25 protein-coding genes are annotated in these 26,226 nt (G+C 71.6%); 8 read left to right on the top strand and 17 right to left on the bottom strand.

Features of this window, described 5'->3' with window-relative positions; genetic code table 11:
* Positions 1 to 40: 40 nt before the first annotated feature.
* The 5 genes from ABZV77_RS14120 to ABZV77_RS14100 are packed head-to-tail and all read right to left on the bottom strand — an operon-like array spanning position 41 to position 5,673.
* Entirely contained in the window at positions 41 to 937 is an 897-nt protein-coding gene (locus tag ABZV77_RS14120; protein WP_356255200.1) for a sugar phosphate isomerase/epimerase family protein, read from the bottom strand.
* Positions 934 to 2,136: an ABC transporter substrate-binding protein gene (locus tag ABZV77_RS14115; protein ID WP_356255198.1), complete on the bottom strand. Its 1,203-nt coding sequence runs from the start codon at positions 2,134 to 2,136 to the stop codon at positions 934 to 936. Before ABZV77_RS14115 ends, ABZV77_RS14120 begins: the two co-directional genes overlap by 4 nt.
* On the bottom strand, positions 2,133 to 3,143 hold the full coding sequence (locus tag ABZV77_RS14110) for an ABC transporter permease (protein WP_356255195.1): 1,011 nt from the start codon (positions 3,141 to 3,143) through the stop codon (positions 2,133 to 2,135). Before ABZV77_RS14110 ends, ABZV77_RS14115 begins: the two co-directional genes overlap by 4 nt.
* The gene (locus ABZV77_RS14105; protein ID WP_356255192.1) at positions 3,140 to 4,144 is read right to left on the bottom strand and encodes an ABC transporter permease; all 1,005 of its coding nucleotides are present in this window, start codon (positions 4,142 to 4,144) and stop codon (positions 3,140 to 3,142) included. The genes ABZV77_RS14110 and ABZV77_RS14105 overlap by 4 nt, the downstream gene beginning before the upstream one ends.
* Positions 4,141 to 5,673 (bottom strand): sugar ABC transporter ATP-binding protein, encoded by a 1,533-nt coding sequence (locus ABZV77_RS14100; RefSeq protein WP_356256059.1) that lies wholly within the window; start codon positions 5,671 to 5,673, stop codon positions 4,141 to 4,143. The genes ABZV77_RS14105 and ABZV77_RS14100 overlap by 4 nt, the downstream gene beginning before the upstream one ends.
* Before the next feature lie 199 nt (positions 5,674 to 5,872).
* Between ABZV77_RS14100 and ABZV77_RS14095 the strand changes: the two genes are divergently transcribed.
* Together ABZV77_RS14095 and ABZV77_RS14090 are read left to right on the top strand one after the other, a co-directional pair.
* Positions 5,873 to 7,069: an ROK family transcriptional regulator gene (locus ABZV77_RS14095; protein WP_356255190.1), complete on the top strand. Its 1,197-nt coding sequence runs from the start codon at positions 5,873 to 5,875 to the stop codon at positions 7,067 to 7,069.
* Between the two features lie 109 nt (positions 7,070 to 7,178).
* Entirely contained in the window at positions 7,179 to 8,012 is an 834-nt protein-coding gene (locus ABZV77_RS14090) for an alpha/beta hydrolase (RefSeq protein ID WP_356255187.1), read from the top strand.
* 15 nt (positions 8,013 to 8,027) lie between these two features.
* On the opposite strand, the gene ABZV77_RS14085 is transcribed toward ABZV77_RS14090, so the two are convergent.
* A complete protein-coding gene (locus tag ABZV77_RS14085) occupies positions 8,028 to 8,672 on the bottom strand; it encodes a helix-turn-helix domain-containing protein (RefSeq protein WP_356256056.1) in 645 nt (214 codons plus the stop codon).
* A gap of 160 nt (positions 8,673 to 8,832) precedes the next feature.
* Between ABZV77_RS14085 and ABZV77_RS14080 the strand changes: the two genes are divergently transcribed.
* Positions 8,833 to 9,789 (top strand): NAD(P)-dependent alcohol dehydrogenase, encoded by a 957-nt coding sequence (locus ABZV77_RS14080; RefSeq protein WP_356255184.1) that lies wholly within the window; start codon positions 8,833 to 8,835, stop codon positions 9,787 to 9,789.
* 39 nt (positions 9,790 to 9,828) lie between these two features.
* Here ABZV77_RS14080 and ABZV77_RS14075 read toward each other — a convergent pair whose 3' ends face one another.
* The 8 genes from ABZV77_RS14075 to ABZV77_RS14040 all read right to left on the bottom strand — a co-directional run bounded on the left by ABZV77_RS14075 (position 9,829) and on the right by ABZV77_RS14040 (position 16,300).
* Positions 9,829 to 10,563, bottom strand: coding sequence for a PAS domain-containing protein (locus ABZV77_RS14075; RefSeq protein ID WP_356255182.1), 735 nt, complete (start codon positions 10,561 to 10,563; stop codon positions 9,829 to 9,831).
* Entirely contained in the window at positions 10,560 to 11,078 is a 519-nt protein-coding gene (locus tag ABZV77_RS14070; protein WP_356255179.1) for a methanogen output domain 1-containing protein, read from the bottom strand. The genes ABZV77_RS14075 and ABZV77_RS14070 overlap by 4 nt, the downstream gene beginning before the upstream one ends.
* An 84-nt stretch (positions 11,079 to 11,162) precedes the next feature.
* Positions 11,163 to 12,434, bottom strand: coding sequence for a cytochrome P450 (locus ABZV77_RS14065; RefSeq protein ID WP_356256054.1), 1,272 nt, complete (start codon positions 12,432 to 12,434; stop codon positions 11,163 to 11,165).
* Positions 12,427 to 13,746 carry a hypothetical protein gene (locus ABZV77_RS14060; protein WP_356255176.1) on the bottom strand — a complete coding sequence of 440 codons (1,320 nt, stop codon included), beginning with the start codon at positions 13,744 to 13,746 and terminating at the stop codon, positions 12,427 to 12,429. The genes ABZV77_RS14065 and ABZV77_RS14060 overlap by 8 nt, the downstream gene beginning before the upstream one ends.
* 155 nt (positions 13,747 to 13,901) lie before the next feature.
* Positions 13,902 to 14,171 (bottom strand): hypothetical protein, encoded by a 270-nt coding sequence (locus ABZV77_RS14055; RefSeq protein WP_356255173.1) that lies wholly within the window; start codon positions 14,169 to 14,171, stop codon positions 13,902 to 13,904.
* Positions 14,172 to 14,478: 307 nt separating this feature from the next.
* Positions 14,479 to 15,057, bottom strand: coding sequence for a putative immunity protein (locus ABZV77_RS14050; RefSeq protein WP_356255170.1), 579 nt, complete (start codon positions 15,055 to 15,057; stop codon positions 14,479 to 14,481).
* 39 nt (positions 15,058 to 15,096) lie between these two features.
* A complete protein-coding gene (locus tag ABZV77_RS14045; protein ID WP_356255167.1) occupies positions 15,097 to 15,585 on the bottom strand; it encodes a DinB family protein in 489 nt (162 codons plus the stop codon).
* A gap of 4 nt (positions 15,586 to 15,589) precedes the next feature.
* Complete coding sequence (locus ABZV77_RS14040) at positions 15,590 to 16,300, bottom strand: class I SAM-dependent methyltransferase (RefSeq protein ID WP_356255164.1); 711 nt, start codon at positions 16,298 to 16,300, stop codon at positions 15,590 to 15,592.
* 170 nt (positions 16,301 to 16,470) lie between these two features.
* Here ABZV77_RS14040 and ABZV77_RS14035 point away from each other — a divergent pair, with 170 nt between their 5' ends.
* From ABZV77_RS14035 to ABZV77_RS14015, 5 genes are all read left to right on the top strand, one after another.
* On the top strand, positions 16,471 to 16,743 hold the full coding sequence (locus ABZV77_RS14035; protein ID WP_356255161.1) for a hypothetical protein: 273 nt from the start codon (positions 16,471 to 16,473) through the stop codon (positions 16,741 to 16,743).
* A gap of 235 nt (positions 16,744 to 16,978) precedes the next feature.
* Positions 16,979 to 18,697, top strand: coding sequence for an ABC-F family ATP-binding cassette domain-containing protein (locus ABZV77_RS14030; protein WP_356255158.1), 1,719 nt, complete (start codon positions 16,979 to 16,981; stop codon positions 18,695 to 18,697).
* A 10-nt stretch (positions 18,698 to 18,707) separates the two neighbouring features.
* A complete protein-coding gene (locus ABZV77_RS14025) occupies positions 18,708 to 19,244 on the top strand; it encodes a hypothetical protein (RefSeq protein ID WP_356255155.1) in 537 nt (178 codons plus the stop codon).
* A gap of 172 nt (positions 19,245 to 19,416) precedes the next feature.
* On the top strand, positions 19,417 to 19,824 hold the full coding sequence (locus tag ABZV77_RS14020) for a RidA family protein (RefSeq protein ID WP_356255152.1): 408 nt from the start codon (positions 19,417 to 19,419) through the stop codon (positions 19,822 to 19,824).
* 321 nt (positions 19,825 to 20,145) lie between these two features.
* Entirely contained in the window at positions 20,146 to 22,080 is a 1,935-nt protein-coding gene (locus ABZV77_RS14015; protein WP_356255149.1) for an N-acetylmuramoyl-L-alanine amidase, read from the top strand.
* An 11-nt stretch (positions 22,081 to 22,091) separates the two neighbouring features.
* Here the strand turns inward: ABZV77_RS14015 and ABZV77_RS14010 are convergent, their stop codons facing one another.
* The 3 genes from ABZV77_RS14010 to ABZV77_RS14000 form a co-directional block, all read right to left on the bottom strand.
* Complete coding sequence (locus tag ABZV77_RS14010; protein WP_356255146.1) at positions 22,092 to 23,546, bottom strand: FtsW/RodA/SpoVE family cell cycle protein; 1,455 nt, start codon at positions 23,544 to 23,546, stop codon at positions 22,092 to 22,094.
* Entirely contained in the window at positions 23,534 to 24,751 is a 1,218-nt protein-coding gene (locus ABZV77_RS14005; protein ID WP_356255143.1) for an LCP family protein, read from the bottom strand. Before ABZV77_RS14005 ends, ABZV77_RS14010 begins: the two co-directional genes overlap by 13 nt.
* Before the next feature lie 89 nt (positions 24,752 to 24,840).
* The gene (locus tag ABZV77_RS14000) at positions 24,841 to 26,220 is read right to left on the bottom strand and encodes a HAMP domain-containing sensor histidine kinase (RefSeq protein ID WP_356255140.1); all 1,380 of its coding nucleotides are present in this window, start codon (positions 26,218 to 26,220) and stop codon (positions 24,841 to 24,843) included.
* Positions 26,221 to 26,226: the final 6 nt, after the last annotated feature.

The following is a 26,226-nucleotide window of genomic DNA, read 5'->3' as shown; positions in this document are numbered from 1 at the left end:
TCTCTGTGTGGACGGGGTGCGGGTGCCGGATGCCGGAAACTCAGCGGGCCGCGAGGGTGCGGCGCAGGAAGCCGAGGCCATCGGTGGCGAGCGCGTCCTGACTGCGGGCCAGGGGCCGCCAGACGGAGGCGGCGACCGCGATGGCGTCGTTGTGGGCCGTGAACGACTCGATGCACAGGGGGCCCCGGTACTCCGCCGCACTCAGCGCGGACAGGAAGCCGGGCCAGTCGAGGTGGTCGGCGCCGGGCGCGCCGCGGTCGTTGGCGCACACCTGGACGTGTGCGATGCGCCCCGCCGCCGCGCGGACGGCCGCGGGCAGGGAGTGCTCCTCGATGTTCTGGTGGTACGTGTCCAGGGCGATGCCGATCGCGTCCTCGGGCAGGCCTTCGAGGGCGTCGATGGTCTGGGCGACGGTGTTGAGCAGGCTCGTCTCGTAGCGGTTGAGGGGCTCGACGGCGATGCGGACTCCGGCGCGGGTGGCATAGGCGACGACCGGGGCGATGTTGGCCCGCCATTCCTCGTACGCGGCCGTGCGGACGTTCCGGTCCATGCGCCAGGTGCGGCCGACCGGCGCGTACACGGGGCCCGCCACCACGGGGGCGCCCACCGCGTGGGCCGCGTCGACGCAGCGCCGGAGGTAGTCCTGGGTGGTGCGGGCCGTGATCGGGTCGGCGCGGACGAGGTTGCGTCCGTCGGACATGACCGCGACGACGGCGGCCGGGGCGACTCCCGTGGCATCGAGAACCTTGCCGACGGCCGCCGGGTTCCAGTCGTCGGGGCGCTCCAGCGGAAGCTCCGCGCAGTCGAAGCCCCAGTCGGCGAGCCGGGGCAGGGTCTCGGTGAGGGCCTCGGTGGTCACGGGCGAGTGCCAGATCCACGGGTTGGCGCCCAGCTGCCATTCTGTGGCGCGCTGTTGAGGTCGGTCCGCGGCCGTCACTTCTTGCCTCCCCAGTCCCCGGGGAAGCCGGGCAGTTTCTGGCAGCCGCACATGGCGTAGTGCAGCGGCGGCATGCCGTCGCGCAGGTACTCGTCGAGGTTGTCCTGGGTGACGGTCGGCTGCGGCAGCTTCCACTCCTTGGGCACCGGCTTGCCGTCCAGGACGCGCAGGGCCGCGATGACGGGCGTGCGCCACTGGAAGGTCGGGTAGGTGGGGGCGATGGCGGTGAGCTTCTTCTCCTTCCATGCCTCCAGGAAGTCCTGCTGGTCCTCGCCGGTGATGGGCGGCACGTCGACGCCCGCGTCCTCGAAGGCCTCGACGGCGGCGACCGCGGTGGCGCCGGAGTCCATCCACACACCGTCGATGGAGCCGTGCCGGGAGATCGCGTCGGCGACGATCGACTTGGTCTTGGCGGGGTCGCCGTCGGTGAACTTCACGTCGGCGACGTCGAGTTCACTCTTGTCGAAGGCGAGCTTCGCCGCCGACCAGCGGGTCTCCAGGACGTCGACGCCGGGCGAGATCCGCAGGGCGAGGACCTTGCCCTTGGGCTTGACCTTGTCGACGAGGAAGTCGGCGGCGACCGCTCCGTAGCCGTACCCGCCGATCGGGTTGACGAAGGTGACCGCGCAGTCCGTCTCCACACCGCGGTCGAAGACGACGACGGGCAGCTTGTCGCAGGCCTCCTTGACGGCGGGCGTGAGGGTGGCGGTGGTGTTCGGGGAGACGATGAGGGCGTCGCAGTCCTTGTTCCCCGCGAGTTCCTGGATGTCGGAGATCTGCTTGTCGTCCTTGCCCTGCGCGTCGAGGACGGTGAAGTCGGAGATCTCCTTGTGCAGCTTGACCTCGGCCTTCATGTTCTTGAGGCCGACCTGCCGCCAGGGGTTGAACACCCCCGCGTTGGAGAAGCAGAGGTGGACGCCGCCCGAGCCCTTCTTCTCGTACTGGGCGGTGCTCGTCATCTGCGGTTCGAGCATCTGCTCCCAGGGTTTGCCCGGCGGGCCCTTCGGGGTCTCCTCAGCGAGCGTCAACTGCTTCTTGTACTCAGCCCGTTCGAAGAACTTGGACGGCTTGTCGCCGCCCGACTCCGTGCTCCCGCTCGCCGCGGCGGGCGCGTCGGCCGGGAGGTCGCTGGAGCACGAGGCGAGCAGGGCGCCCGTCAGCAGGACGGCGGCCGACGCGAGGGTGCGTCTGCGGTTCATGAGGGTGTGCCTCCCGAGGGATGGGTACGACGACGGCGCAGCCGGGACCAGTCGGCGGCCCCGATGCCGACGGCGGCGATGACGATGACGCCCTGGACGGTGGACTCCAGGGCGCCGGACACGCCCCGCAGATTGAGCAGCGTGAACAGGGCCTGCAGGGAGAAGGCGCCGGCCATCGCGGCGACGACGCTGCCGCGGCCGCCGCCGAGCACGACACCGCCGAGGACCACGGCGGTGATCGCCTCGAACTCGTATCCCCTTCCGGCCTGCGCGGACACGCCGGAGAACCCGCCGACCAGGATGGCGGCGAGCGCGGCGGCCGCCCCCGAGAGGACGAAGGCGATGACACGGGCCCGGTGCACGCGCACCCCCGAGAGGGCGGCGGCGCGTTCGCTGTCGCCGGTGGCGATGAGCGTCCGGCCGAAGTCGGAGCGCATGAGGAGGACGGCCAGTGCGCCCGCCGCCAGACAGGCGAGGACGGCCCAGGGCAGCCAGCCCATCGCGGTGCCGCGCCCCAGCTGCCGGAAGTCCTCGGGGAGTTGGCCGTGCGGGGAGCCGCCGGTCCAGTAGAAGACCGCGCCTTCGAGGATCAGCATCATGCCTAGCGTGGTGATGAACGAAGGGACGCGCAGCCGGGTGGTGATCAGACCGTTCACCAGCCCGGCCAGCGCTCCCGCGAGCAGCAGTCCGGCCGCCATGAGCAGCCAGGGCGCGTCCGGGTACGAGCCGTAGACCTCCGCCGTCGCGACGACCCCGGCGGTCACGATCGCGCCCACGGACAGGTCGAACTCGCCGCAGACGATGACCAGGTACTGACCGGCGGCGAGGATCACCAGGGGCGCGGCGCGCTTGACGAAGGCGAGGAAGCGGTCGGGTTCGTAGAAGCCGATGTCGGTGATCGCCAGGAGGACGAGGAGCACCGCGAGGAGCGCGTAGACGGGAGCGCCGGTCCCCAGGGAACGGACAACGCGCTTGTACGTGGGGCTCGTTGCCGTGGCAGTGGTCATGCGGGCCTCCTGCTGCCGCGCCGGGCGTAGAGGGCGACGGCGGCGATGATGACGACACCGCGGACGACGTTCTTGAAGAACGGGTCGACGCCGAGCTGGTTGAAGACGGAGTCCAGGACGGCCAGCACCAGGACGCCGCCGAGCGTGCCGGCCACTCCCCCACGCCCACCCGCGAGCGCCGTGCCGCCGAGGACGACGGCGGCGATCGACTCCAGGTCGTAGCGGGCCTCCGTACCGGCCCAGGGGGCACCGGCGCCGAGCCGTGCGGCGAGGAACAGGGCGGCGGCGCCCACGCAGAGCGAGCACAGGACGTGTGCGGCGATGACGGTGCGCCGGGTGCGGACACCGGAGAGGCGCGCCGCGTGTTCGTCGCCCCCGGTGGCGTACAGGTGGTGGCCGAACCGGGTGCGGCGGGTGATCACCCAGAGCGCGGCGGCGACGGCGATGAGCAGGAAGAGGGAGACGGGGACGGGGCCGACGCGGTCGTAGCCGAGGTGCTGGAAGGAGGCGGTGACCTTGCCCGCCGGGCCTGTGTAGTTGTCCTCGATCCAGCCGCGCAGGATGAACGCGGTGCCGAGGGTGGCGATGAAGGCGTTGACCTTGAGTCCGGTGACGATCAGGCCGTTGGCGAGACCGACGGCTGCCGAGAGGGCGAGGACGGCGAGGACAGCGGTGACGACGCCGCTGTCCTCCATGGTGGTGGCGGCGACGAGCGTGCCGAGGCTGATGAGGTAGGCCACCGACAGGTCGAGGGAGCCGGTCAGGATGACGGCGGTCTGGCCGACGGCGACGAGGCCGAGGGCGACGCAGTTCTGCAGGATGCCGACGACGTTGGCGAGGGTGAGGAAGTCACCGCCGCGGGCGGCGACGACGATCCAGCCGAGTGCGGTGACGACGGCGGCGGCGAGCCAGACGCCGACGGCCGGGTCGGTGAGGCGGCTGCGGCGGCGTGGCGCGCTCTTCCTCAGGGTGGGCGGCGGCGCGACGGCGGTGCCGGTCATGCGGCTCCTTCCTCTGCGGTGCTGCCGGGCGCGGGTGGGTGCTGGCCCGGCGCCGGGGGCGCTTCGGGGTGTCCGGTGGCGAGGTGCATCACGTCCTCCTCGGCCGCGCCCGGCGGGAGTTCCCCGGCGATGCGGCCTTCGGACATGACGAGGATCCGGTCACTCATGCCGATGAGTTCGGGCAGTTCGGAGGAGACGATGAGAACCGCGAGGCCCTCGCGGGCCAGGTCGCGGACGAGGGTGTGGATGGCGGCCTTGGCGCCCACGTCGACACCGCGGGTCGGCTCGTCGAAGAGCAGCACGCGTGGCCGTGCGGCGAGCCATTTGGCGATGACGACCTTCTGCTGGTTGCCGCCGGAGAGGTACTGGGTCTGCTGGTCCTCGCCGCGTGCGTGCAGCCTGACCCGTGCCAGGAGGGCGGTCAGCTCGCGTGGAGCGGGCGGCCGGTCCCTGGCGGGGACCGCGCGGGTGACGAGGAGGGCGTTGTCGCGCACGGACTGGCGCAGGGCGAGGCCTTCGGCCTTGCGGTCCTCGGTGACCAGGGCGATGCCCGCGCGGATGGCCTGGCGCGGGGAGGCGGGGCGCAGCGCGGCGCCGTCCACGGCCATGGTGCCTTCGGTGAAGGGCGCGGCGCCGAAGAGGGCGCGGGCCAGGGAGGTGCGGCCGGATCCCTGCAGTCCCGCGATGCCGGTGACCTCGCCCGCGCGCAGGGTCAGGTCGATGCCCGCCAGGCGGCCGTTGCCGCCGCCGCGCACGCTCAGGCGGACGTCGCCGATGTCTTCGGGGCGGGCGCGGGGCGGGTAGTAGGTGCTCAACTCCCGGCCCACCATGGCGCGTACGACCTGATCGGTGTCCGTCCGTGCGGTGGGCACGGTCGTCACGTGGCGGCCGTCCTTGAGGACGGTGATGCGCCGCGACAGGTCGAAGACCTCGCGCAGGCGGTGCGAGATGTACAGGATGCCGAGTCCGCGGTCCGCGAGGCGGCGTACGAGCGTGTGCAGGAGGCCCGCTTCGTGGTCGGCGAGGGGCGCGGTCGGCTCGTCCATGACCAGTACGCGCACGTCGGAGGCGAGCGCCTTGACGATCTCGACGGTCTGCTGGCGGGCGACGGACAGGTCGCGGACGTACGTGCGCGGGGTGATGCCCGATACGCCGACCTCGTCTAGGAGTGCGGCCGTGCGGGCCTCCATCGTGCGCCGGTCGACGAGGCCGAGGCGGGTGGGCTCGCGGCCGAGGAAGACGTTCTCGGCGACGGTCCGGTGTGCCAGGAGCGCGAACTCCTGGTGGATGATGCCGATCCCGGCGGCCTGTGCCTGCGCGGGATGCGTGAAGGCGTGTTCCGTGCCGTCGAGCGTGATCGTGCCTTCGTCCGGGACGTGCTCCCCGGCGAGGATCTTCATCAGGGTCGACTTTCCCGCCCCGTTCTCGCCGACGAGCGCATGTACTTCGCCCGCGGCCAGGTCGAGTGAGACCCCGTGCAGCACACGCACCCCGAGAAAGCTCTTGGAGACGCCGTGCATCGTCAGCATCGTGCGGTTCACCTGGCTTGCCTGCATCGCCTGCACCCTCGGCTCCTTCGGCAGCGGTCTGCAGAGCAATGTGATGAGCGCGCTTTGACCTGTCAAGGGCTCAAGCACGTTTGTTTATAAGGTATTTGACGGTGACTTAGGTCGGACATCGAACAGCATCGGCCTTGTGAGCAGCGAAAGTCGTCCCTAGGGTGGCGGCATGTCTGGAGCGCCGGATCACCTTCCCGCAGCCGTCCCGTCCTCGCCCGGCGAGGTGCTCGCCCTGCTGCGCACCGGGGCCGCGGAGACGCGTGCGGACATCTCCCGGCTGACGGGGCTCGCGCGGTCGACGGTCTCGCAGCGCGTGGACGCGCTGATCGCGCACGGCTTCCTCGCGGAGGAGGCGGACGGCGGCTCGACGGGCGGCCGACCGCCGCGCAGGCTCCGGCTGCGCACCCGCGAGCACGCGGTGGCCGGTGTGGACCTGGGCGCCTCGCACTGCCGGGTGGCGCTCATGGACATCGGCGGCGAGACGCTGGCGCTGCGCGAGGACCCCCTGTCCATCGCGGACGGGCCGCAGGCGGTTCTCGGTCATGTGGAGCGGACACTGCGGGCGCTGCTCGAGGAGTCGGGTCGTGACGCAGGGGGACTCCAGTCGATCGGCGTCGGCGTGCCGGGGCCCGTCGAGTTCTCCACGGGCCGTCCGGTGGATCCGCCGATCATGCCGGGCTGGCACCAGTTCCCGATCCCCGAGTTCTTCGCGGAACGCTTCGGTGCGCGCGCCCTCGTCGACAACGACGTGAACGTGATGGCGCTGGCCGAGCAGCGCCGCGCCTTTCCGGACACCCGCTACCTGCTCTACATCAAGGTGGGCACGGGCATCGGCTGCGGCATCGTCGCCGACAGCCGCCTCCACCGGGGGGCGCAGGGCAGCGCGGGCGACATCGGGCACATCCGGGTCGGCGACACCGAGGATCCGTGCCGGTGCGGCAACACGGGCTGCCTGGAGGCGGTCGCGGGCGGCGCGGCGCTGGCCCGCAGGCTGTCGGCGCTCGGTCTGGAGGCGACGTCGGGCAGCGATGTCGTACGACTGGTCAAGTCCGGCAACCGCGATGCCGTGCGCATGGTGCGCGAGGCGGGCCGGTCGGTGGGCGAGGTGCTCGCGGGCCTGGTGAACTTCTTCAACCCGGACACGGTGGTCGTCGGCGGGGCGCTCGCCGCCGTGCACGACCAGCTCCTCGCGGGCGTCCGGGAAGCGGTGTACCGCCGCTCGCACCCGCTGGCCACCCATGTGCTGCGCATCGAGCCGAGCCGCACCGGGGAGAACGCGGCGGCGATCGGCGCCGGAATCCTCGCCGTCGAGCACGCGCTGTCGCCGCGCCAGGTGGACCGTGTCCTGTCGGGTGCCGTCCGCTGACACACCCGCACCACCCGTGACGACACGATCCGGAAGGGCGGGCGGCAGTATCGGCCAACACCACCAACTCCCCCTTACCGCACGGCACTTGCGACCGTAGCGTCGGGGTATGTCCGCAACCGACGCAGAGCAGATCGACCTGGCCAATTCCTCCGGCCGCACCCCGGCCGTGTTCGTGCACGGCCTGTGGATGCTGGCCAGTAGCTGGGACCACTGGCTTCCGCATTTCGAGGCCGCCGGGTTCGCGCCGGTCGCCCTGACGTGGCCCGGCGAGGCGGCGACGACGACCGAGGCCAGGCAGCGACCCGAGATGATCGCGGGCAGGACCGTCGGGCAGGTCACCGATCATCTGGCGGGGCTCATCGGCAAGCTGGACCGCAAACCCGTGGTGATCGGGCACTCCGTGGGCGGGCTGCTCACGCAGATCCTCGCGGGACGCGGCCTCTCCGCCGCCTCGGTGGCGATCGACCCGGCCCCGTTCCGCGGCGTCCTCGCGATGCCCCTGTCGACGGTGCGGTCGCTGATCCCGATGATCGCCAACCCCACCAACCGCAAGCGCGCGAAGCCCCTGACCTACGAGCAGTTCCGCTACGCCTACGCGAACGCCGTCAGCGAGGAAGAGGCCCGCTCCATCTACGACCGGTACGCCGTGCCCGCACCGTGCGCCCCTCCCATGCAGGCGGCGCTCGCCAACTTCAACCCGCGCACGGAGGTCAAGGCGGACTGCCGCAATCCGCAGCGCGGCCCGCTGCTGATCGTCTCGGGCGGCCAGGACAACGCCATCCCCTGGGCGCTCGCAAGTGGGGCGTACAAGCGCCAGAAGCGCAACACGTGCGTCACGGAGGTCGTCGAGCTGCACGGGCGTGACCACGCGCTGACGCTCGACAGCAGGTGGCAGGAGGTCGCCGACGTCGCGCTGACGTTCGTGCGGCGCTTCGTCTGACGTTCGCAACCGGTCTCACGGGTGGCCCGGTGGCCTGCGCATCTCACTCAGTTCCAGCGCCGCGGGAGGCGGGAGAGAGCCGGGGCGCTGGACCTGGAAAGCCTGGAACAGATAGGCCAGCAGGCGCCGGGAAGCCGCGAGGGCGACTTCTCTCGGCTGCCCGGCGAGACCGCCGTTGGCCATGAGCAGAAGGGTGATGTCGGCGGGGTCGAAGTCGTCGCGGAGCTGTCCGGCCTCGCGGGCCCGCTGGACCAGCCGCGCAAGACCCTCTTCGGCACAGTCGCGCTCGCGGTCGTGATCGAGGGCGTCGGGGAACTGGTCCCGGAACACGGAGGCGAAGCCGCGGTCGGTCACCTGGGTGGCGCACACCTTCTCCAGGAGTGCGTACAGGCCGTGTCCGGGATCCGGGTCGGCAAGGGCCTCGTCGAAGGCTGCCGCGCACACGGCGAGTTGCTCGCCGAAGGCAGCGGTGGCCAGCGCGGTGCGGGTGGGGAAGCGGCGGTAGAGGGTGGCCACGCCGACACCGGCGCGGCGGGCGACGGCGCTCATGGGGGCGTCGGTGCCCTGGGCCGCGAACACCTCGCGCGCGGCTTCGAGGATGCGTTCCCGGTTGCGCCGGGCATCGGCGCGCAGACCCGCGGGATCGGCATCGCCGGGCACGTCGCCGACGTGCCCGGACGGCTTCTGAGACGGCTGATCAGGCAATGTCTCCCACTTCGAGCTAACCGGACGAGGTCATCCACTTACGGGCTTAGCGTGAGATTACCAGCGGGCGCACCCGGCGCTTCCGCAGCTCCGCAACACGACACGGGACAAGACCATGAGCGACATGCGCGCAGCCCTCTTCGACCGGTACGGCCCTCCGGAGGTCCTCTACGTGAGCAAGCGGCCGACGCCGAGCCCCGCACACGAGGAGGTGCTGGTGCGGGTGGACACCGCCAGCGTCAACGGCGGCGAGCTGCTCGACCGGGCCGGGAAGACGCGCCTGGTGACCGGCCGCGCCTTCCCCAGGACGAGCGGCATCGACTTCGTGGGCGAGGTCGCCGAGGTCGGTTCGTCGGTCACCGGAGTACGTGCAGGGGATCGGGTGTGGGGGCTCCTGGGGCGCACGACGGGCAGCATGGCCGAGTACGTCGCCGTGCGTCCCCGCCGGATCGCCCCCGCCCCGGCGAACCTCACCCCGGTGCAGGCCGTCTCGCTGCTCGCGGGTGGGGCGACCGCGGTGACCGCCCTGCGGGAGAAGGCGGCCATCAAGCCCGGTGAGCGGCTCCTGGTGCGCGGGGGCAGCGGAGGCGTGGGCAGTGTCGTGGTGCAGATCGGCAAGCTCTTCGGTGCCCATGTCGTCGCCCTCGCGGGCGCGGAGAACCTCGACTTCGTCCGCGGCCTGGGCGCCGACGAGGCATTCGACTACCGCACGACTCGCCTCTCCGAGCTGGGCCGTTTCGACGTCGTCATCGACACCGCAGGAACCCAGCAGTCCCGCTTCCGCCGACTCCTGTCACCCGGCGGACGCATGGTCGCCGTCACCCTCGACTTCGACAGGCCTCTCGCCGCCCTCGCCACCGTCCTCGCCTCGACCGTCCACGGGAGCAGACGCATCCGCGTCTTCAGCGGCAACCCCGGCACCGAACTCCTGTCCCAGATCACGCGTTACGCGGAGGACGGCGCCATCGTCCCCGTCGTGGACACCGTCCACCCTCTGGACCGGCTCGCCGATGCCCACCGGGCCCTGGAAGCCGGTGGCGTCCGCGGCAAGCACGTCATCCAGATCGGATGAGGGAGCCAGCACCGGCCCCCGGCGCCCGGCGCCCGGCCCCTAGAACCTGCTGAGCGCGCCACCGATCAGCGAAGTCACCGACTCCAGATGTTCCGGCGAAGGCGGGGAGTCCGCCGTGAGGGCGAGGGTGGCGTGCGGGGTGACCGGGATGTGGAGGTGCGTGCGGGCGGGGGCCGAGGGAGCGAGCCGCAGATCGGCTCCCGTGCAGCCGAGGATCGTCGGGACGTGTTCGGCGACCAGCTCGCCGACGGCCTCCGGCGTGGCGGCCGCGGTCAGCGCCACGATCATCGCGTGCAGATGGTCGAGCCGGGCGTGGACGGCCGACAGGGACGCGTTGAGCGCGGCGCGGTCCTCGGTCGCACGGAAGCGGAGCGTGCGTTCCCGCTCCAGTGCGTTGACGCGCTCCTTGAGGGTGAGGAAGCGGTCCCCGGGGTCGATGCGGACGGCTCGGAGGTGGACGCTCGGGACGGGCATCCACTGCGCCCGGGCCCCGAAGCAGCGGCAGCGCAGCCGCGCGCCGTCGTAGCCGTGCAGGGTGAGGCCCGCCGGTGTCGGATGGCCGGTGCGCAGCCACTGCCGGACGCACCGGGCGACGTCATCGGCGGATTCGGAGACCAGGGCGCTCAGCGGGGTGCCGTCCTCGACGCCGGGGAGCAGCCTGATCGCCGCCGGGTTCGCGGCCAGGACCTCCGTGTCGGCGGCGACGAGCAGTACGGGCTCCGTGAGCAGACCGGTGATCTTCCGGAAGAGGCCGAGCGCCTCGTCGCGGATCACGGAAGGTCGCCGTAGTACTCACGTCCGGTGCTCTGTTCCGCCTCGACTGGCGGACGAAGATGGACGACGACGCGGCAGCCGACGTCCCAGCGTGCGATGGTCTTGTCCAGCTCCACCCGGGCATATCCGAGGTTCTCCGCGGCGATGGTGCCGAAGATGTTCGACGTCATCATGCACATCGAGGGGCGCCCCATGACCTTGTCGCCGAACGGGCAGACCCGGTTGCCAAGGACGATGCGCTGGTCGTTCTCCTCCAGGACGGAGAAGTCTCCGCCGATGCGCCCCTTGAGGTCCACCATGACCTTGGCGATCTGGCCACGGTCGAGCCGGTCGACGGAAAGCGCCTTGGTGTACTGGTGGTTGAGGTCGCCGCCGATGGTCTGGCTGACGAGACTCACGTACCCTGCCGCCTCCTCCAGACCGACCACGTCCTCCAGCACGCGCGCCAGCTCACGGATGAGGCTGCGCATGAACACGTCGCGGTCGAGGGCGATGGGCGCTTCGGACGGTTCCACAGAGCACTCCCTATCGATGCGGCCGCCCGGGGCGCGACCCTCACCTTCCGTCACAGCATCGTCGCCTGCCGTGATACGTGGTGTCTACCGCTTCCGCGAACCCGCGCGGCGGGTCAGCCTCACCGGGAGAGTCTGCGGCGCGTTGGAGGAGTACGAGGGGACCGGCTCCGGCGCACCGGTCAGTTCCACGTCGAAGCGGTCGAACAGCACCCGCAGCGCGGTCGTGGCCATCATCCGGGCCAGCGGGGCTCCGATGCAGTAGTGGACACCGTGGGAGAAGCCGAGGTGCTTGTCCGCGGCCTCCCGAAGGACGTCGAACTCGTCGGCGTCCGGGCCGAATTGACGTGGGTCACGGCCGGTGGCCGCGACGTGGATCACCACGGGATCGCCCGCCGCGATCTCCGTGCCCGCGAGGGTCACATCCCTCGCCGCGTAGTAGAACATCACCGTGCGGACCGGGCTGTCGCGCCGCAGCGTCTCGTTGACGACGGCCGTCCAGTCGCCCGACTCACGCGCCGCGGCGAGCTGTTCGGGGTGTCCCGCCAGATTCAGCACGGCGTTCGCGATGAGGTTGGCGGTGGTTTCGTGCCCCGCGAACAGGAAGAGGAGCAGGGTCTCCACCAGCTCCTTCTCGCTGAGACGCGCCTCCCCTTCGCTGTGCGCGGCGATGAGCGCCGACGTCAGATCGTCACCGGGAGCGGCGGACTTCACCGCGATCAACTCGCCGATCACCGACCCCAGACCGGCCTCCGCCGCCTGCACCTCCTGGGCGCGGCGGCCGTCGTGCAGCACCGCGAAGTCGTCGGCCAGCTGTCGGCTCCGGCTCGCGTCGAGCCCGAAGAGGTCGCAGATCAGCGTCATCGGCAACGGGAAGGCGAAGGCCTGGCGCAGGTCGACGGGGCCGGTCTCGACTCGGGCCTCCGCGACGGCTCGGGCCTCCGGGGCGGCTTGCGATTCCAGGTCGTCGATCAGCGTGCCGACGATCTCCTCGACCCGGGGCCGCAGGTCCTCGATCCGCCGCGGTGTGAACGCCTTGCCCACCAGCCCGCGCAGCCGGTCGTGGTCCGTGCCGTCCGCGTTCAGCATGCCGGAGAGCGTGATGAACTTCAGCAGGCCCCAACCCTCGGAAATCTCACCGGCGTTGTAAGCCCGCCAGTTCGCGGGGTTCTTGAGGAAGTCGCCGCGGCGGGTGAGGATCTCGCGGGCGACGGCGTAGTCCCCGGTGGCCCACGCCTGCACTCCGCCGTCGAGCACGACGCGGCCCAACGGCCCGTCACCGCGCAGCCCGTGCCCCTCCGGCACGACCGCGTCGTGCGGGCTGAGCGACCGGGCTCGCGGCGTCGTCGTGTCAAGCACCAAGGGGAGCCTCCTGGGCAACGGAACGGGCGGTCGGCGTGAACGTGACGGGCAGCGACTCCAAGGCGCTCACGATGATGGACGGGCGGCGGTTCAGGGCCGCGCCGTCGGCGAGGCGTACATCGGGAAGGCGCTGCAGCAGCGAGTCGACGGACACCGTCGCGATCAGCCGGGCCGGGTCCGGGAACGGGCACCCGTGCGAGCCCGCGCCGAACTGCAAGTGCGCGCGGTTGTGGTCGTCGTGCGTGAGGGGACGGCCGTCCGGCTCCATGCAGGGATCGAAGTTGGTGGCGGCCAGGTCGAGTACGAGCATGTCGCCCGCCGCGATCCGGGTGGGGCCGAGCAGCGTGTCCCGCGTCGCCCAGCGCCCGATCACGCGCTGCAGCGGCGGACGGCTCCTGAGCGTCGCCTCCATGGCCTCCTCGATGTCGACGAGGCCGTGGTTCAGGCCGTTGCGCAGGTGCATGTTGCTGACCTGGCGCTCCAGGCCGTTGGTGATCCAGTTGCCCATGGCCCCCATGGCGGAGGCGAGCGTGAGCCACACCTGCTCGCGGATCTCCGCGTTGCTGCGGGCGATCTCCTCGTCGGTCGAGGCGTTCGAGCCCTCAATGAGCCACGCCATCGCGTCGGCGCCCAGCTCCTGGCGCCGGTGGGCGATGTGGGACTCGATCACGTCCATGATCTGCTGGTTGGCCGCCTGTGCCTCGTCGCCGCTGTCGAGCAGGGCGGGGATGGCGGCCATGAGCTGCTGCTCGGCCCGCTCCGGGAAGCCGAAGATGCGCATCAGGACCATGAGGGGCAGCCGCGCGGCGTAATCGGCGACGAGATCCGCCGTTCCTGCCTCGCAGAACTCGTCGATCAGGCGGTTGGCGCGCGTCTGCGTGTACCGCTTCACGGTGCCGGGCCGGATCATCCCGATGCTGCGTGTGAGGGCCCCGCGCAGCCGTTCGTGCTCGTCGCCGGTGGCGAAGAGGGCGTTGGGCCGCCGCTGTGTGTGGAGCCCCAACGACCAGTCGTCGGGTATCGGATCGCGCGGCCGCCAATGCTGCGGATCACGGCTGAACAGCATTTCCTTGCGCATCGCGGTCACGACCTCCTGGTAGCCGATGACCAGCCAGGCGAAGGCGCCGTCCAGGGTGACGGGGACCACGGGGCCGTGCTCGGCCCGTATCCCGCGGTATAGCTCCCGCGGATCCGGGTGCCGGTCGATCTCCTCGAGCGGCAGCGCCTTCCCGTGGGCGGGGCCACCGGCGGAAGGCTCCGACGGTAAGGGGGCGGTGACGCGGGCCGGAGATTCCGGATATGAAGGCATTGCACCGATTCCGTCGACGATCGGGCCCACGGCGTGCGGCGTTCGCGGGGCGGCGTGGGACCAGGGGCGGGGTCAGAGAGGTGATCTTCCTGCACCCCGCGACGGGGTGTCAACGATCAGCAGGCCCGCCCGCCCCCGCCAACTGCCCCTGGGCGCTAAGCGTTTCCGAACGGATCGCCCGAGACTCCCGCCAACCGGATGAGCCCCTGGCCGGAGACGTCGGTGACCACGGCGTACACGGTGTAGGTCCATCCGCGCTCCGTCGCGTACTCCCCTGCCCAGGTGAGGAGTTCATCGACGTCGACCTCTGCCAGCACCTCGTACTCGTGGGAACTCTTGGCGGGTACGTCCCAGAAGTGGACCCGGAAGGTGGCGTGGTCCTGTTCCCAGGCCGTGTCGCGTGGATCGATCAGGCGGATGTGCATGTGGGCAGCGTAGGCGAGCGTCTGTGGGCGGGTGTGCGGACCGCGCGCGCTTCCGTGTGTCCCACTTCACCCCATACGGGGCAGTGGCCCGGAACAACGGGCGAGGGTGCGTCGTTCTTCCAGGTGTGGCTGCGGAGGGGACAGTGTCCCCGGGCCTCACCTATAGCCCATGGGGAAGATCGTTCGGCTGAAGCCCCATGGAGCCTTTCGCCGAGAGGCGACCGCCCTCCGCTGACCACACCCAACGGCCCCGGCTGGTCTCCCCCGTCCAGTCGGGGCTCTTTCTTGCCCGGCCGAGGGGTTCCGGTCAAGGGCGGAGGGCGGCGTCCAGGAGGCGGATCAGCTCGCCGACCCGTCCGCCGCCGCCCGGTGCCGCCGGAAAGCGTCCGAGTACGTCGACGACAGCCGGTGTCACGTGCCGCGCCGCCCGCTCGACGCGCTCGGCTCCGACGGTCCGGTCGTCACCGGCCACGAGCTCGGCCGCCCTCGCCGCGTGGGCGCCCGCTCCCAGGATGTGCTTGACCTGGGTGGCCTTGGCCAGCGGATGCAGATACGCGGCGCCTGCCGCGGCCATCGCCGCCCTCGCCGCCTCGCGCGCGGCCTCGGTGTCCGCACCCTTGGCCGCCTTCAGCGCCGCCCACGCCGTGTCGCGCAGGGCCTTCCCCCGCTCGCCGCCCCGAGCGAACTCCCATGCGGCGCCGATCGCGTCCCGCGGCCGCGTGTCGTCCGGTTGACCGGCCTCGAACACCGCGAGCACCTCCTCCGCGCACGCCGCGGCGAACGCCGTGACCTCGCGGAGGTCCTGTTTGCTCAGCACGATCTCGGATGTCGCAGTTGTCTCAGCCGCCGCGGCCGCCTCTGCCGTCTCGCTCGTCTCCCCTGTCATGCCTCCATCTTCTCCGGGTTCCCCGAGTTCCCCCGCCACTCAGCGACCGGTCGACCCGTCGATCTGTTCGCGCAGGATGTCGGCGTGACCGGCGTGCCGACCGGTCTCCTCGATCATGTGCACCAGGACCCATCGCATCGACGGCACCGGCCCGCGCCGCGGTGCGCGCGGGGCGGGCAGGTTCAGATCCGGGCAGGCGCCGATGACCTCGTTCGCCCGCTCGACGGTCTTCAGGTAGTCGGCGCGCACGCTGTCGACGGAGTCCACCGTGGAAGGCCTCATGGTCGCCTGCCAGTCGCCGGGCTCCTCGCCAAGGAAGTAGAACCGCTCTACGTACGCGAGATGCTTGAGCAGCCCGAGAAGGCTGGTGCCCGACGGGACTCCGCCCGTGCGGACCTGTGGTTCCGGTGCGCCCGTGACCTTGTCCGCGATCGAGTTCCGCAGCTGGTCGAGGACGCCGAGGAGGGTGGCCTTCTCGGCGGCGTCGGAGTCGGCGACGGTCCTCGGAGGTCCGGTGTTCTTCCGCATCGGGTCACTCCGTTCCGGTGGCGGGCCGGATGAGGCCGGCGGTGGACTGGATGAGCAGGACGTTGTCCACGACGGTGGCGGTCTCGCCGGCCGGTCCGGTGGCCCGGCGGCGGGCCGTCTCCGCGCGCAGGACGGGCCAGCGCGTCGGGTCGAGACCGAGCTCGGCGGCCACCGCTTCCGGGGTCGGGTACTGGAGGGCGGGGTCCTGGTTCCAGGACCAGGGCGCGGTGGAGCCGTGGTCGACGATCAGCAGGAGACCGCCGGGGCGCAGGGAGCGTGCGGCTGCGCGCAGGACGTGGGTGCGGAGCAGCGGGAACGGGGTGTGGAAGTACTGGGCGGAGACGAGGTCGAAGCGGCCTGCGGGGAAGCCTCCGGCCAGATCGTGCTGTACGGCGGTGACCCGCTCCGCGACACCGAGATGGCGTGCGCGTTCGCACAGCCGCTCGACGGCCGTGGCGGAGATGTCCACGGCGGTGACGTGCCAGCCCTGCTGCGCGAGCCAGACTGCGTCGCCTCCGGCGCCGCAGCCCAGGTCCAGGGCGGTGGCGGGGATCAGCGGCGCGGCGGTCTCGGCGAGCAGCGGGTTGACGCGGGTGCCCCAGTTGCGGTGGGTGCGGTAGTGCCGGTCCCAGAACTGCTCCGCGCTCTCGGCCTCGGCGGTGCTTTCGCCTGAGGCGGCGCTTTCGCCTGCAGCGGTGCTTTCGGTGGAATCCATTGGTCGTGCCCCTTTGTCGCCGGTGATGTACCGACAGCTTCGGCAGCCCTGTTTCGCCCCTGCAAGACAAATTGCGGATCCGCACTTTCCTGCCTCCGAGTGCCTCCTCCCGCCTCCTCCCTCCTCCTCTCGAAGGCCCGCTGTCAGTGGTGGCTGGGAGGCTGGTCCTCATGGACAGCGACGATGAGCAGCTGCTGCGCGGGCGGGTCTACGGCCAGGATCACGACCGGCCGGGCCCGCGTCCGGGGCAGTCCTATGCCGAGCTGGTGGGCGGCCCGTTGGACGGGCTGCTGCTCGACATCACCGGCTGGACGCGCGAGGAGGTCGACGCGGGCGTCGCACTCCCGACCGAGCTGGGGCAGTTCGGCGCCGGTGGCCGGGCGACGTACCGCCCGCGGCACGGCGGTCCGCCCGGCTTCGAGTGGACCGGGGACATTCGATGACCGCACACCGGCCACCGCGCCCGCACCCGTACCCGCACGCCCGGAAAACCACAGGAAGAGCGGCAGGTGGCACTGTTAGCATGATTTTCATGGCACGAGGTATCTGGTCGCAGAAGGTCCGCTCCGCCCGCTGACGGCGGCGCCCTTCTCCCACTGAATCAGCGCTCGCCGTCCCGGTTCCCGCCGGGCGGCCGATCGTCGCTGCCTGGCTCCCCTGCGAGCTGCGGAGCACCCCGTGAACCCCACCCCCCTTCCCGAAACCGTTCCTCTGCCCCTGCCCCTGCCCGTCGAGGCGGGCGGCAGCGCACACATCCGCGCCGACGGCGTCACCGTCACCCTCGGGTCCCGAAACGTCCTCGACGACGTCTCGGTCACCGTCTCCGCCCGGTCGCGGATCGCCGTCGTCGGCGAGAACGGCCGGGGCAAGACGACCCTCCTGCACGTCCTTGCCGGGCTGATCACTCCCGACGAGGGCGCCGTGCACCGGGTCGGCACGATCGGCCTGGCGCGCCAGGAGTTGTCCGCGCGGGACGGCGAGCGCGTCGGCACCCTGACGTCCGAGGCGCTGGCGGCGTCGCTCACGGCGCTCGGCGCGCTGGACGAGGCGACCCGCGCCATGGCCGACGGCGACCCCGCCGCCGACGACCGCTACGCCACGGCACTCGACGCCGCCACCCGGCTCGACGCATGGGACGCCGAACGCCGTGTCGACGTAGCCCTCGAAGCCCTCGGCGCCTGCACGGACCGGGACCGTCCGCTGTCGACCCTGTCGGTCGGGCAGCGCTACCGGGTGCGGCTAGCGTGCCTGCTCGGTGCGCGGCACGACGTCCTGCTGCTCGACGAGCCGACCAACCACCTCGACGCGGCCGGGCTCGACTTCCTGACCCGCAGGCTGCGCGAGCACGACGGCGGTCTCGCCCTCGTCAGCCACGACCGGGCGCTGCTGCGCGACGTCGCGGACCGGTTCCTCGACCTCGACCCGACGCGCGACGGGAAGACCCGTCTGTACGCGGGCGGTTACGAAGCCTGGCAGGCCGCCCGGCGCCGTGAGCGCGAGCGCTGGGAGCAGGATCACGAGGAGCAGCAGGAGGAGCACCGGCGGCTGCATGACGCGGCTGCGAAGGCCCGCGACCGGCTCTCGACGGGCTGGCGTCCGGACAAGGGCACCGGCAGGCACCAGCGCCAGTCCCGGGCCCCGGGTGTCGTGCAGGCGCTGAAGCGGCAGCAGGACGCCCTGGAGGCACACCGGATCGATGTGCCGGAGCCGCCTCCCGTGTTCCGCGGGCCCGACCTGGGTGTCCGTCGGGGCGCGCCGCAGTTGCGGGCGTACGGCGTCGCGGTCGGCGGCCGTCTCGCCGGTCCCGTCGACCTCACGCTCGACGGCGGCGACCGGCTGCTCGTCGCGGGGCCGAACGGCGCCGGGAAGTCCACGCTGCTCGCGGTCCTGTCCGGTGCGCTCGCGCCGACGGACGGGCACGTCGTCACGGCTGCCGGGGCCCGGGTCGTCCGGGTGACCCAGGAGACCGCGGCGCAGGACCCCGGGCTGACGGCCCGTGAGGTGCATGCCAGGCACGTGGGGCGGCTGGTGGCCCGAGGGGTGCTCCGCGACGCTGATGTCGTCCCGCTCGGCTCGCTCGGCCTGCTGGACCGCGACGCGTTGCGCACGCCGGTCGGGCGGATGTCGCAGGGCCAGCGGCGGCGCCTCGACCTGGCGTTGGCGCTGGCCGGGCGGCCCGGGGCGATCCTGCTCGACGAGCCGACCAACCATCTGTCGTCCGTGCTCGTCGACGAGTTGACCGAGGCGCTCCGCGACACGAGCGCCGCTGTCGTGGTCGCGACGCACGACCGGCAGCTGCTGCGGGACCTGGCTCACTGGCCTCGTCTGCAGATCGGGGAATCCGGCCACGGCGGCGCCTCCGGACCGTCATGGCACACATGCTCCAATAAGGCATGAACGGAATGCGATGAACGCGACATTGGGGCCGCTGGAGCTGGTGGACGGCCGGTGCGTGGTGGGGGACGTCCGGCGGCCCGGCGGCTGCTGGGTGGAGTTCCGCGAGGAGGGGCTGTACCGGCACGTGCCCGCCGCCGCGGAAGGCGAGTTGATCCCGTGGAACCGGGTCATGCTGGGCCTCCGCGTCATCATCGGGCGCGGGTACCCCTCCAAGGGCGGCAACTACAGCCTCCGGGGCCTGCTGGGCGGCCTGCCCGGCTTCAGGGGGCGCGGCGTCGGGCACCTGGACATGACACTGCGTCACCCGTACGAGGACTGGTCGGTGGAGTTCGGTCGGCACCACCGCTCGTACCGGTTCACCGAAGTGCTGCTGCTGGACGAACTGTTGAAGCAGACGGTCGCCGCGGGCGAGGCGCACCGCCTCGCCGACGCGGCCTGGCTGGGTGACGTCGTCGCGCGTCTGAAGCCGCTGACGGCCTGGTCGAACGGCGGGATCCGGAACGCGGTGGCGGGGGCGCGGCAGGCCGGGGAGCCGACCGAGGCCTGACGTGCCGGACGGCGGCCGGGCCGGGCTTCGGAGGGGGCTGCTCAGGAGGCGGTCACCAAGAGGTTCCCCGGTCACCAAAAAGTGCGTTCTTCCACGTCAGCACCGACTCTCTTACGGTTCCCGAGTAACCACAAGAGACCAAGGGCGCCTTGGTCCGACGAGGAGGCACAACATGACCGTCACCCTGGTGAACCCGCCCGGACTCGTGGAAGTCGGCGTCTACCGGCAGGTGTCGGTCGCGTCCGGGTCGAGGCTGGTCCACATCGCCGGACAGGTCTCCTGGGACGCCGACGGAGTCACGGTCGGCGAGGGCGATCTGGCCGCACAGGTCGAGCAGTGTTACGTCAACGTCGGCACCGCCCTCGCCGGGGTCGGCGGCTCCTTCGACGACGTGGCGAAGCTGACCGTCCACGTCGTCGACTGGACCCCGGACAAGATGCCCCTGTTCCTGGAGGGCGTCGCCCGCGCCGCCGCGAAGCTGGGGGTGACCCCGATGGCGCCCGGCACGCTGCTCGGGGTCGCCGCGCTGGACGTGCCCGCCCATCTGGTCGAGGTCGAAGCCGTCGCCGTCCTCGACTGAGTCCCGCTCCGGGCACTGAACCGAACAGGTGCATCTCGGCACCGCTCATTGGTCCAGGCCACTGACGCGCCGCAGGCGGTGGGGCCACCTCTGGCGAAAACCGGCCCCTGACACGCCCTTGACCCGTCAGGACCAGCGCTGACATGCGAAATCCCGCTTCCTGGGCATGATTGACGGATCGTCGGAGAGCCGGTACCACTGACGCACGCCCGGCCCCGCACGCCCCGCCACGCTTCACCGGCCCAGGAGTCCCAGGAGGCTGCATTGCGAGGATCCGCCACCGCCCCCCATTCGTCCGCGCGCAGACGTACCGTCAGGACGGTGGGCGCCCTCGCGTCGGCCGGTCTGCTGATTCCGCTGCTCGGCGCGGCCCCGTCGTCGGACGTTCCCCAACAGGTATCCGCGGAGCGACTGCAGGGCGCCTTCGCCGCTGCCGCCGCCGAGTACCGCGTGCCCCAGAGCGTGCTGCTCGGCGTCTCGTACCTGCAGTCGCGCTGGGACGCGCACGGCGGCGCGGCCAGCGTCACCGGGGGCTACGGCCCCATGCACCTCACCGACGCGCGCACCGCCCTGGCCTCGGCCCCGCACCACAGCGAGGGCACGGAGGACCCGCGCGGCGACACGTCACGTCCCGCGCCGCCGCCGAAGACCGCGGTGCCCGACGAGTCCGAACTCCCCGCCCGCCTCAAGACGCTGCCCCGCGCGGCCGAGCTGTCCGGCCGGTCCGCCGACGAGCTGCGCACCGACCCCGCGGCGAACGTCGAGGGCGGCGCGGCCCTGCTCGTGGCGGCCCAGCGCAAGCTCGGCAAGCCGCTGAGCAGCGACCCCGCCGACTGGTACGGCGCGGTCGCCCGCTTCTCCGGGGCGGACGACCAGGCCACGGCGGCCACGTACGCCAACGACGTGTTCGCCGTGATCCGTGACGGCGAACAGCGCACCACGGACGCGGGCCAGCACGTGACGCTCGCGCCGGAGCCGGGCCTCGCGCCCGACGCGGCGCAGCTGAAGCGGATGGGCCTGCGCAGGGCGGCCGCCGGTGAGACGGAGTGCCCCAAGACCGTGTCGTGCGAGTGGATCCCCGCGCCGTACGAGGAGTTCAAGGACCCCAACGGCAATCCCGACTACGGCAACCACGACCTGTCGGACCGGCCGAAGAGCCAGAGCATCGACACGATCGTCATCCACGACACCGAGGGCAGGTGGGAAGGCGTCCTGAACCTGGTGCAGGACCCGACCTACGTGTCGTGGCAGTACACCCTGCGCTCCACCGACGGGCACATCGCCCAGCACGTGAAGGCCAAGGACGTCGCCTGGCACGCGGGCAACTGGTACGTGAACTCCAAGTCGATCGGCCTGGAGCACGAGGGTTTCCTGACCGCGCCCGACACCTGGTACACGGAGGCGATGTACCGCTCGTCGGCGCGTCTGGTGAAGTACCTCGCGAAGAAGTACGACATCCCGCTGGACCGGCAGCACATCCTCGGCCACGACAACGTCCAGGGCACCGTGACGTCGACGATCCCCGGCATGCACACGGACCCGGGACCGTACTGGGACTGGCAGCACTACTTCACCCTGCTGGGCAAGCCGTTCCACCGCACGGCGGGCCCGGACGGCGGAGTGGTGACGGTGGCGCCCACGTACTCCAAGAACCAGCCGGAGTACACGGGTTGCGTCAAGCCCGGCGAGACGTGCGTGCCGCACGGCTCGGCGGCGGTGCGCGTGCACACCGAGCCGCGTGACGACGCGCCGCTGATCAAGGACATCGGCAAGCGTCCCGGCGGCCAGGACTCCACGATCGACGTGAACGACACGGGTGCACGGCTCTCCACCGGCCAGCAGTACGCGGTCGCCGAGCGCAAGGGCGACTGGACGGCCGTCTGGTACCTCGGCCAGAAGGCCTGGTTCAAGAACCCGAAGAAGCAGCCCACCGCGGTCGACGCGAAGGGCCTCGTGCTGACGCCGAAGGCCGGGGCGAGCGAGGTCCCGGTGTACGGGCGGGCCTATCCCGAGAAGGAGGCCTACCCGGCAGGCGTGCCGGTGCAGACGGTCTCACCGCTGCCGTACAAGATCCTCGCGGGTCAGAAGTACGTCATCGGCGACAAGGTTCCCGGCGAGTACTTCTACTCCCCGACGTTCGACACCGCACCGCACAAGGTGGTGCGCGGCAAGGACATGTACTACGTGATCCAGTACGGGCACCGGGTCGGCTATGTGCGGGCGGCCGATGTCCAGGTGGCGCGGTCGAGTTCGTAACCGCGCCGGAATCAGTCGGGTCCGGGTCTGCGTGGGGGCAGGCCCGGACCCGGCACACCGCTGCCGACGAGCTCGGGATGGTCGACGTGCGTGTCTGACGGGGCGTCCTGGTGGAGGTCTCTGCGGGCCTGGTTGCTGATGGCCAGGAGGAGCGCGATGAGCAGCCAGTTGGCGACCATGGACGAGCCGCCCTGGGCGAGGAACGGCAGGGCCTTGCCGGTGAACGGCATCAGGCCGGTCACTCCCGCCACGATGATGAACACCTGGAACGCGAGCACCACGGACAGGCCTGCGGCGAGCATCTTCCCGAAGGGGTTGCCGCAGGTGATGGCCGTGCGGAAGCCGCGCGCGACGAGCAGGGTGTAGAGCAGCAGGACCGCCATCACCCCGGCCAGGCCGAGCTCCTCGCCGACGGTGGTGAGAATGAAGTCGCTGCGCCCGGCGAAGCCGATGAGTTCGGGGTGGCCCTGGCCCAGACCGGTGCCCGTGACGCCGCCGCTGCCGAAGCCGAACAGGGCCTCCGCGGCCTGGTCGGAGATCAGGCCCGGCGGGCGCTGCTCGGGCGGCAGGTAGATGTCGAAGGGGTGCAGCCAGGCCATGATCCGGCCCTTGACGTGCGGTTCGGTGGCGCCGACGGCGACGGCTCCCACCAGGGTCATGGCGATCCCGCACGCCACCCAGTTGGTGCGTTCGGTCGCGATGTAGAGCATGGCGACGAAGACGCCGAAGAACAGCAGTGACGTGCCCAGGTCCCGTTCGAAGACCAGCACCAGCAGGCTCAGGAGCCACACCGCGGCGATCGGGCCGATCTGCCTGCCGTACGGCAGCGTCATGCCGAGCATCCGGCGGCCGGTGCAGGACAGGGCGTCGCGGTTGAGCACCAGGAAGCCCGCGAAGAACACCACGATGCTGATCTTCGCGAACTCGCCCGGCTGGAAGGAGAGGGGCCCGAGGTAGACCCAGCGCTTGGCGCCGTAGGTGTCTCCGGGGAAGAACGCGGGTGCCATGAGCAGGGCCATGGAGGCCGCCATGGTGACGTAGAGGTAGCGCTGCAGCTGCCGGTAGTCCCGCAGGGCCCAGAGCACGACGATCGTGGCGGCCACCGCAAGGACGGTCCAGACGAGTTGCCCGCCGCTCGCCGGGGCCGAGTGGAAACGCGCGGCGTAGGCCGGGTCCAGACGCTGGATCAGGACGAGGCCGAGGCCCGTGAGGAGGAAGGCGAGCGGCAGGATGAGCGGGTCGGCGTGCGGCGCGAACCTGCGGACGGCCAGGTGGGCGGCCGTGGCCAGACAGAGCTGGGAGACGGCGAAGTGGGTCAGGTGGGAGGGCAGGCCGCCCGTCATGGCGAGGCCGGCGGACGCGTAACCGTAGATGATGACGGCGAGGGCGAATGCGAGCAGCAGCGCCTCGGTGCGCCGGGCGTCGAGCCCCTCGGGGCTCGCTTCCCAGGCGTTCAGTCCACGCACGGCACACCACCCCCGGCGACCTTCGGGGCGCTGTCGTCGGACTTCTTCTCGGCCTTGTCCTCGGTCTTGTGCCCGGAGGACCCCGTGCGGCCCGCGTGCGGACCCTGTCCCGTCTGTTCCTGCACCCTGCGGCGCACCAGGTCGCGGTCGACGATGTTCACGTCCTCGCCGTTGTGCTTGGCGAAGCTCTCCACCGGCAGGGTCGTGAACTCCACCTTGCCGCCGGTGAGGTTCTTGGCCTCCTTGACGAAGGAGAAGACGCCCCAGCCCTTGTCGAGGACCACGTTGTCCTTGGCCACGTTCTTCAGGTCGAGCAGACGTGTGGGGCTGGTCAGCGTGCCGACGCTGTTCACCTGGTGCAGGGCGGAGGCGAGGAACGCCTGCTGGCGGCGGGTGCGGTCCAGGTCGCCCCGCTGCAGACCGTGGCGCTGACGGACGAACGCGAGCGCCTCCTGCCCGTTGAGCTCCTGCTTGCCCGCCGGGAAGTCGGCACCCGAATAGCGGTCCTTGACCGGGTGGTTGAGGCAGACCTCCACGCCGTCGAGGGCGTCGGCCAGGCGGTAGAAGCCCGAGAGGCTGACCTCGGCGAAGTGGTCGATGGGGACGCCCAGGAAGTCGCGTACGGTCCGGATCTGGGACTGTCGGCCCGCCTCCCTGCCCTCGTGCTCCAGCTTGCGTCCGTCCGTGACGCCCTCGCCGCGCAGCTTGTTCTCCTGCGCCGCCTTCGCGAGGCCGTACGCCTTCTTGATCTTGTCCTTGCCGTAGCCGGGTATGTCGACGAGGTCGTCCCGCGGGATGGAGAAGCCCTTGGCCTTGCCGCCGTCGGCAGGAACGTGCAGCAGGATCAGCGTGTTGGCGTTGTAGCCGCCGATGTCGGAGCTCCCGGCGTGCAGCTTCTTCAGTACGTCGCCGGGGAGGTCCTCGCCGTTCTGGTCCTTCCGCGTGTCGAGGCCCATGAGCAGGATGTTCGTCGAGCCGTCCGTCGACTTGGGCGCGTCGGAGCCGAGGGCGGCCGAGGAGCCGATGCTGTCGAGCTCGCGGTACAGGTACCAGGCCGCGGCGCCGCCGCAGAGCACGAGGACACCGGTGAGGACCAGCAGCGTGCGGCCGAGCCGCGCCCTTCGCGAGAGCCCGCGCGCGTGCGGCTGCTTGCGGCGCGCGCGATGTCGTCGGGAGCGGGGGCTGACGGCTCGGTGCTGAGACATGGGGATGATCCTGAACGCCCCTTCCTGAACGGATCCTGAGGAAACGGAAGGGGTCTTCAGGAACGGGGCCCGGAGCAGGGGCGGACCGGTCAGGAGCGGGCCGGAGAGTCCGCCGTGGGCAGCCGCAGGACCAGGCGGGCACCGCGCTCGCCCGGCGCCACCCGCAGGCTCCCGCCGTGCGCACGGGCGATCTCGCGTGCGATGGCGAGGCCGAGCCCCGTGCCGCCGCTGGCCCGGTTGCGGTCCGCCTCCAGCCGGGTGAAGCGGTTGAAGACCTCCTCCGTCGCCTCGGGCGGGATGCCCGGTCCGTCGTCGGCCACTTCGAGCAGTGCCGTGCCGGTCGCCGGGTCCGTCGCGGTGATGACGCGCACCTCGGAGTCGGCGAACCGCTGAGCGTTGTCGAGGAGGTTGGCGAGCAGCCGCTCCAGCTGTCCGGGATCGGCGCGTACGAGGACCGGTTCGTCGGGCTGTACGAGGACCAGCGGTACCCGTGCCGAACGGCGCCGGGCGATCTTCTCGGCCGCGAGCAGCGACAGGTCGACGAGCTCCACGCTCGGCGGCTGCTGTGCGTCGAGACGGGCGAGGAGCAGGAGGTCGGCGGCGATCCGCTCCAGTCGTACGGTGGAGTCGAAGGCCTGCGCGAGTGAGGCCGCCGAGTCGGGGTCGGGCTTGTTGAGGAGGGCCAGTTCGAGTTCGGCGCGCGCCGCGGCGATGGGGTTGCGCAGCTCGTGCGAGGCGTCGGCGACGAACTGGCGCTGCCGGGTGACGGAGTCCTCCAGGCGTTCCAGGGTGTCGTTGACGGTCTCGGCGAGCCGGGTGATCTCGTCCCTGCCGCCCGGCGCGGGGACGCGGCGGCTGAGCCGGTCCGCGGAGACGGCGACGAGTTCCCTGCGGATGGATTCGACGGGCCGCAGCGCGGCGCCGGTCACGGACCAGGCGATGAGTCCGGTGAGCAGGACCACCAGCGGGCCGCCGACCAGGACGGTGACGCCGAGCGCCCGTTCGGCGTCGGCCACGGCGTCGAGCACGGTCAGCGCGTAGACGTAGAGGTCGCCGTCCGGCGAAGGGGTGCGGACGACGGCGACGACGCTGGTGAGGCTGGCCAGTGCGGGGGCGGGTTCGAAGTCGCGTACCGCCGAGTCCTCGCCGGGGCCGGGGCGGAAGCCCGCGAGGACGGCGGCGCGGGCGGCGGGGTGCGGGGCGGTGCTGGCCAGCGGGCGGCCCTGGCCGTCCAGGACGAGCACCGCGTCCACGCCGCCGTCGGGCTCCGGCAGGTCGCCGTGCGGGCGCCCCGGCTTGGCGGCGATGTCCGCGGCGGCCTGCCGGGCGGCGAGTTCGGTGCGGGCGCCCGCGTTGTCGATCAGGTTGCCGCGCAGGGTGACGTACAGCCAGCCGCCGCCGATGGAGAGGGCCACGACCATGATGAGGACGGCCGCGGCGGTGGCGCGGGCCCGCAAGGTGCGGGGCATGCGGGG

The sequence above is a fragment of the Streptomyces sp. NPDC004732 genome (genome assembly GCF_040609235.1).
Classification (GTDB): Bacteria; Actinomycetota; Actinomycetes; order Streptomycetales; family Streptomycetaceae; genus Streptomyces.
Note: the sequence above shows the minus strand (reverse complement) of the source record. Positions and strands in the feature narration are given on the sequence as shown.

What these genes read in the sequence shown, in the direction of transcription:
- ABZV77_RS14115 (WP_356255198.1), bottom strand. Translation starts at nt 2,136, where the DNA reads ATGAACCGCAGACGCACCCTCGCGTCGGCCGCCGTCCTGCTGACGGGC.
- ABZV77_RS14110 (WP_356255195.1), bottom strand. Translation starts at nt 3,143, where the DNA reads ATGACCACTGCCACGGCAACGAGCCCCACGTACAAGCGCGTTGTCCGT.
- ABZV77_RS14105 (WP_356255192.1), bottom strand. Translation starts at nt 4,144, where the DNA reads ATGACCGGCACCGCCGTCGCGCCGCCGCCCACCCTGAGGAAGAGCGCG.
- ABZV77_RS14100 (WP_356256059.1), bottom strand. Translation starts at nt 5,673, where the DNA reads ATGCTGACGATGCACGGCGTCTCCAAGAGCTTTCTCGGGGTGCGTGTG.
- ABZV77_RS14095 (WP_356255190.1), top strand. Translation starts at nt 5,873, where the DNA reads ATGTCTGGAGCGCCGGATCACCTTCCCGCAGCCGTCCCGTCCTCGCCC.
- ABZV77_RS14090 (WP_356255187.1), top strand. Translation starts at nt 7,179, where the DNA reads ATGTCCGCAACCGACGCAGAGCAGATCGACCTGGCCAATTCCTCCGGC.
- ABZV77_RS14080 (WP_356255184.1), top strand. Translation starts at nt 8,833, where the DNA reads ATGAGCGACATGCGCGCAGCCCTCTTCGACCGGTACGGCCCTCCGGAG.
- ABZV77_RS14060 (WP_356255176.1), bottom strand. Translation starts at nt 13,746, where the DNA reads ATGCCTTCATATCCGGAATCTCCGGCCCGCGTCACCGCCCCCTTACCG.
- ABZV77_RS14055 (WP_356255173.1), bottom strand. Translation starts at nt 14,171, where the DNA reads ATGCACATCCGCCTGATCGATCCACGCGACACGGCCTGGGAACAGGAC.
- ABZV77_RS14050 (WP_356255170.1), bottom strand. Translation starts at nt 15,057, where the DNA reads ATGACAGGGGAGACGAGCGAGACGGCAGAGGCGGCCGCGGCGGCTGAG.
- ABZV77_RS14045 (WP_356255167.1), bottom strand. Translation starts at nt 15,585, where the DNA reads ATGCGGAAGAACACCGGACCTCCGAGGACCGTCGCCGACTCCGACGCC.
- ABZV77_RS14040 (WP_356255164.1), bottom strand. Translation starts at nt 16,300, where the DNA reads ATGGATTCCACCGAAAGCACCGCTGCAGGCGAAAGCGCCGCCTCAGGC.
- ABZV77_RS14035 (WP_356255161.1), top strand. Translation starts at nt 16,471, where the DNA reads ATGGACAGCGACGATGAGCAGCTGCTGCGCGGGCGGGTCTACGGCCAG.
- ABZV77_RS14025 (WP_356255155.1), top strand. Translation starts at nt 18,708, where the DNA reads ATGAACGCGACATTGGGGCCGCTGGAGCTGGTGGACGGCCGGTGCGTG.
- ABZV77_RS14020 (WP_356255152.1), top strand. Translation starts at nt 19,417, where the DNA reads ATGACCGTCACCCTGGTGAACCCGCCCGGACTCGTGGAAGTCGGCGTC.
- ABZV77_RS14005 (WP_356255143.1), bottom strand. Translation starts at nt 24,751, where the DNA reads ATGTCTCAGCACCGAGCCGTCAGCCCCCGCTCCCGACGACATCGCGCG.
- ABZV77_RS14000 (WP_356255140.1), bottom strand. Translation starts at nt 26,220, where the DNA reads ATGCCCCGCACCTTGCGGGCCCGCGCCACCGCCGCGGCCGTCCTCATC.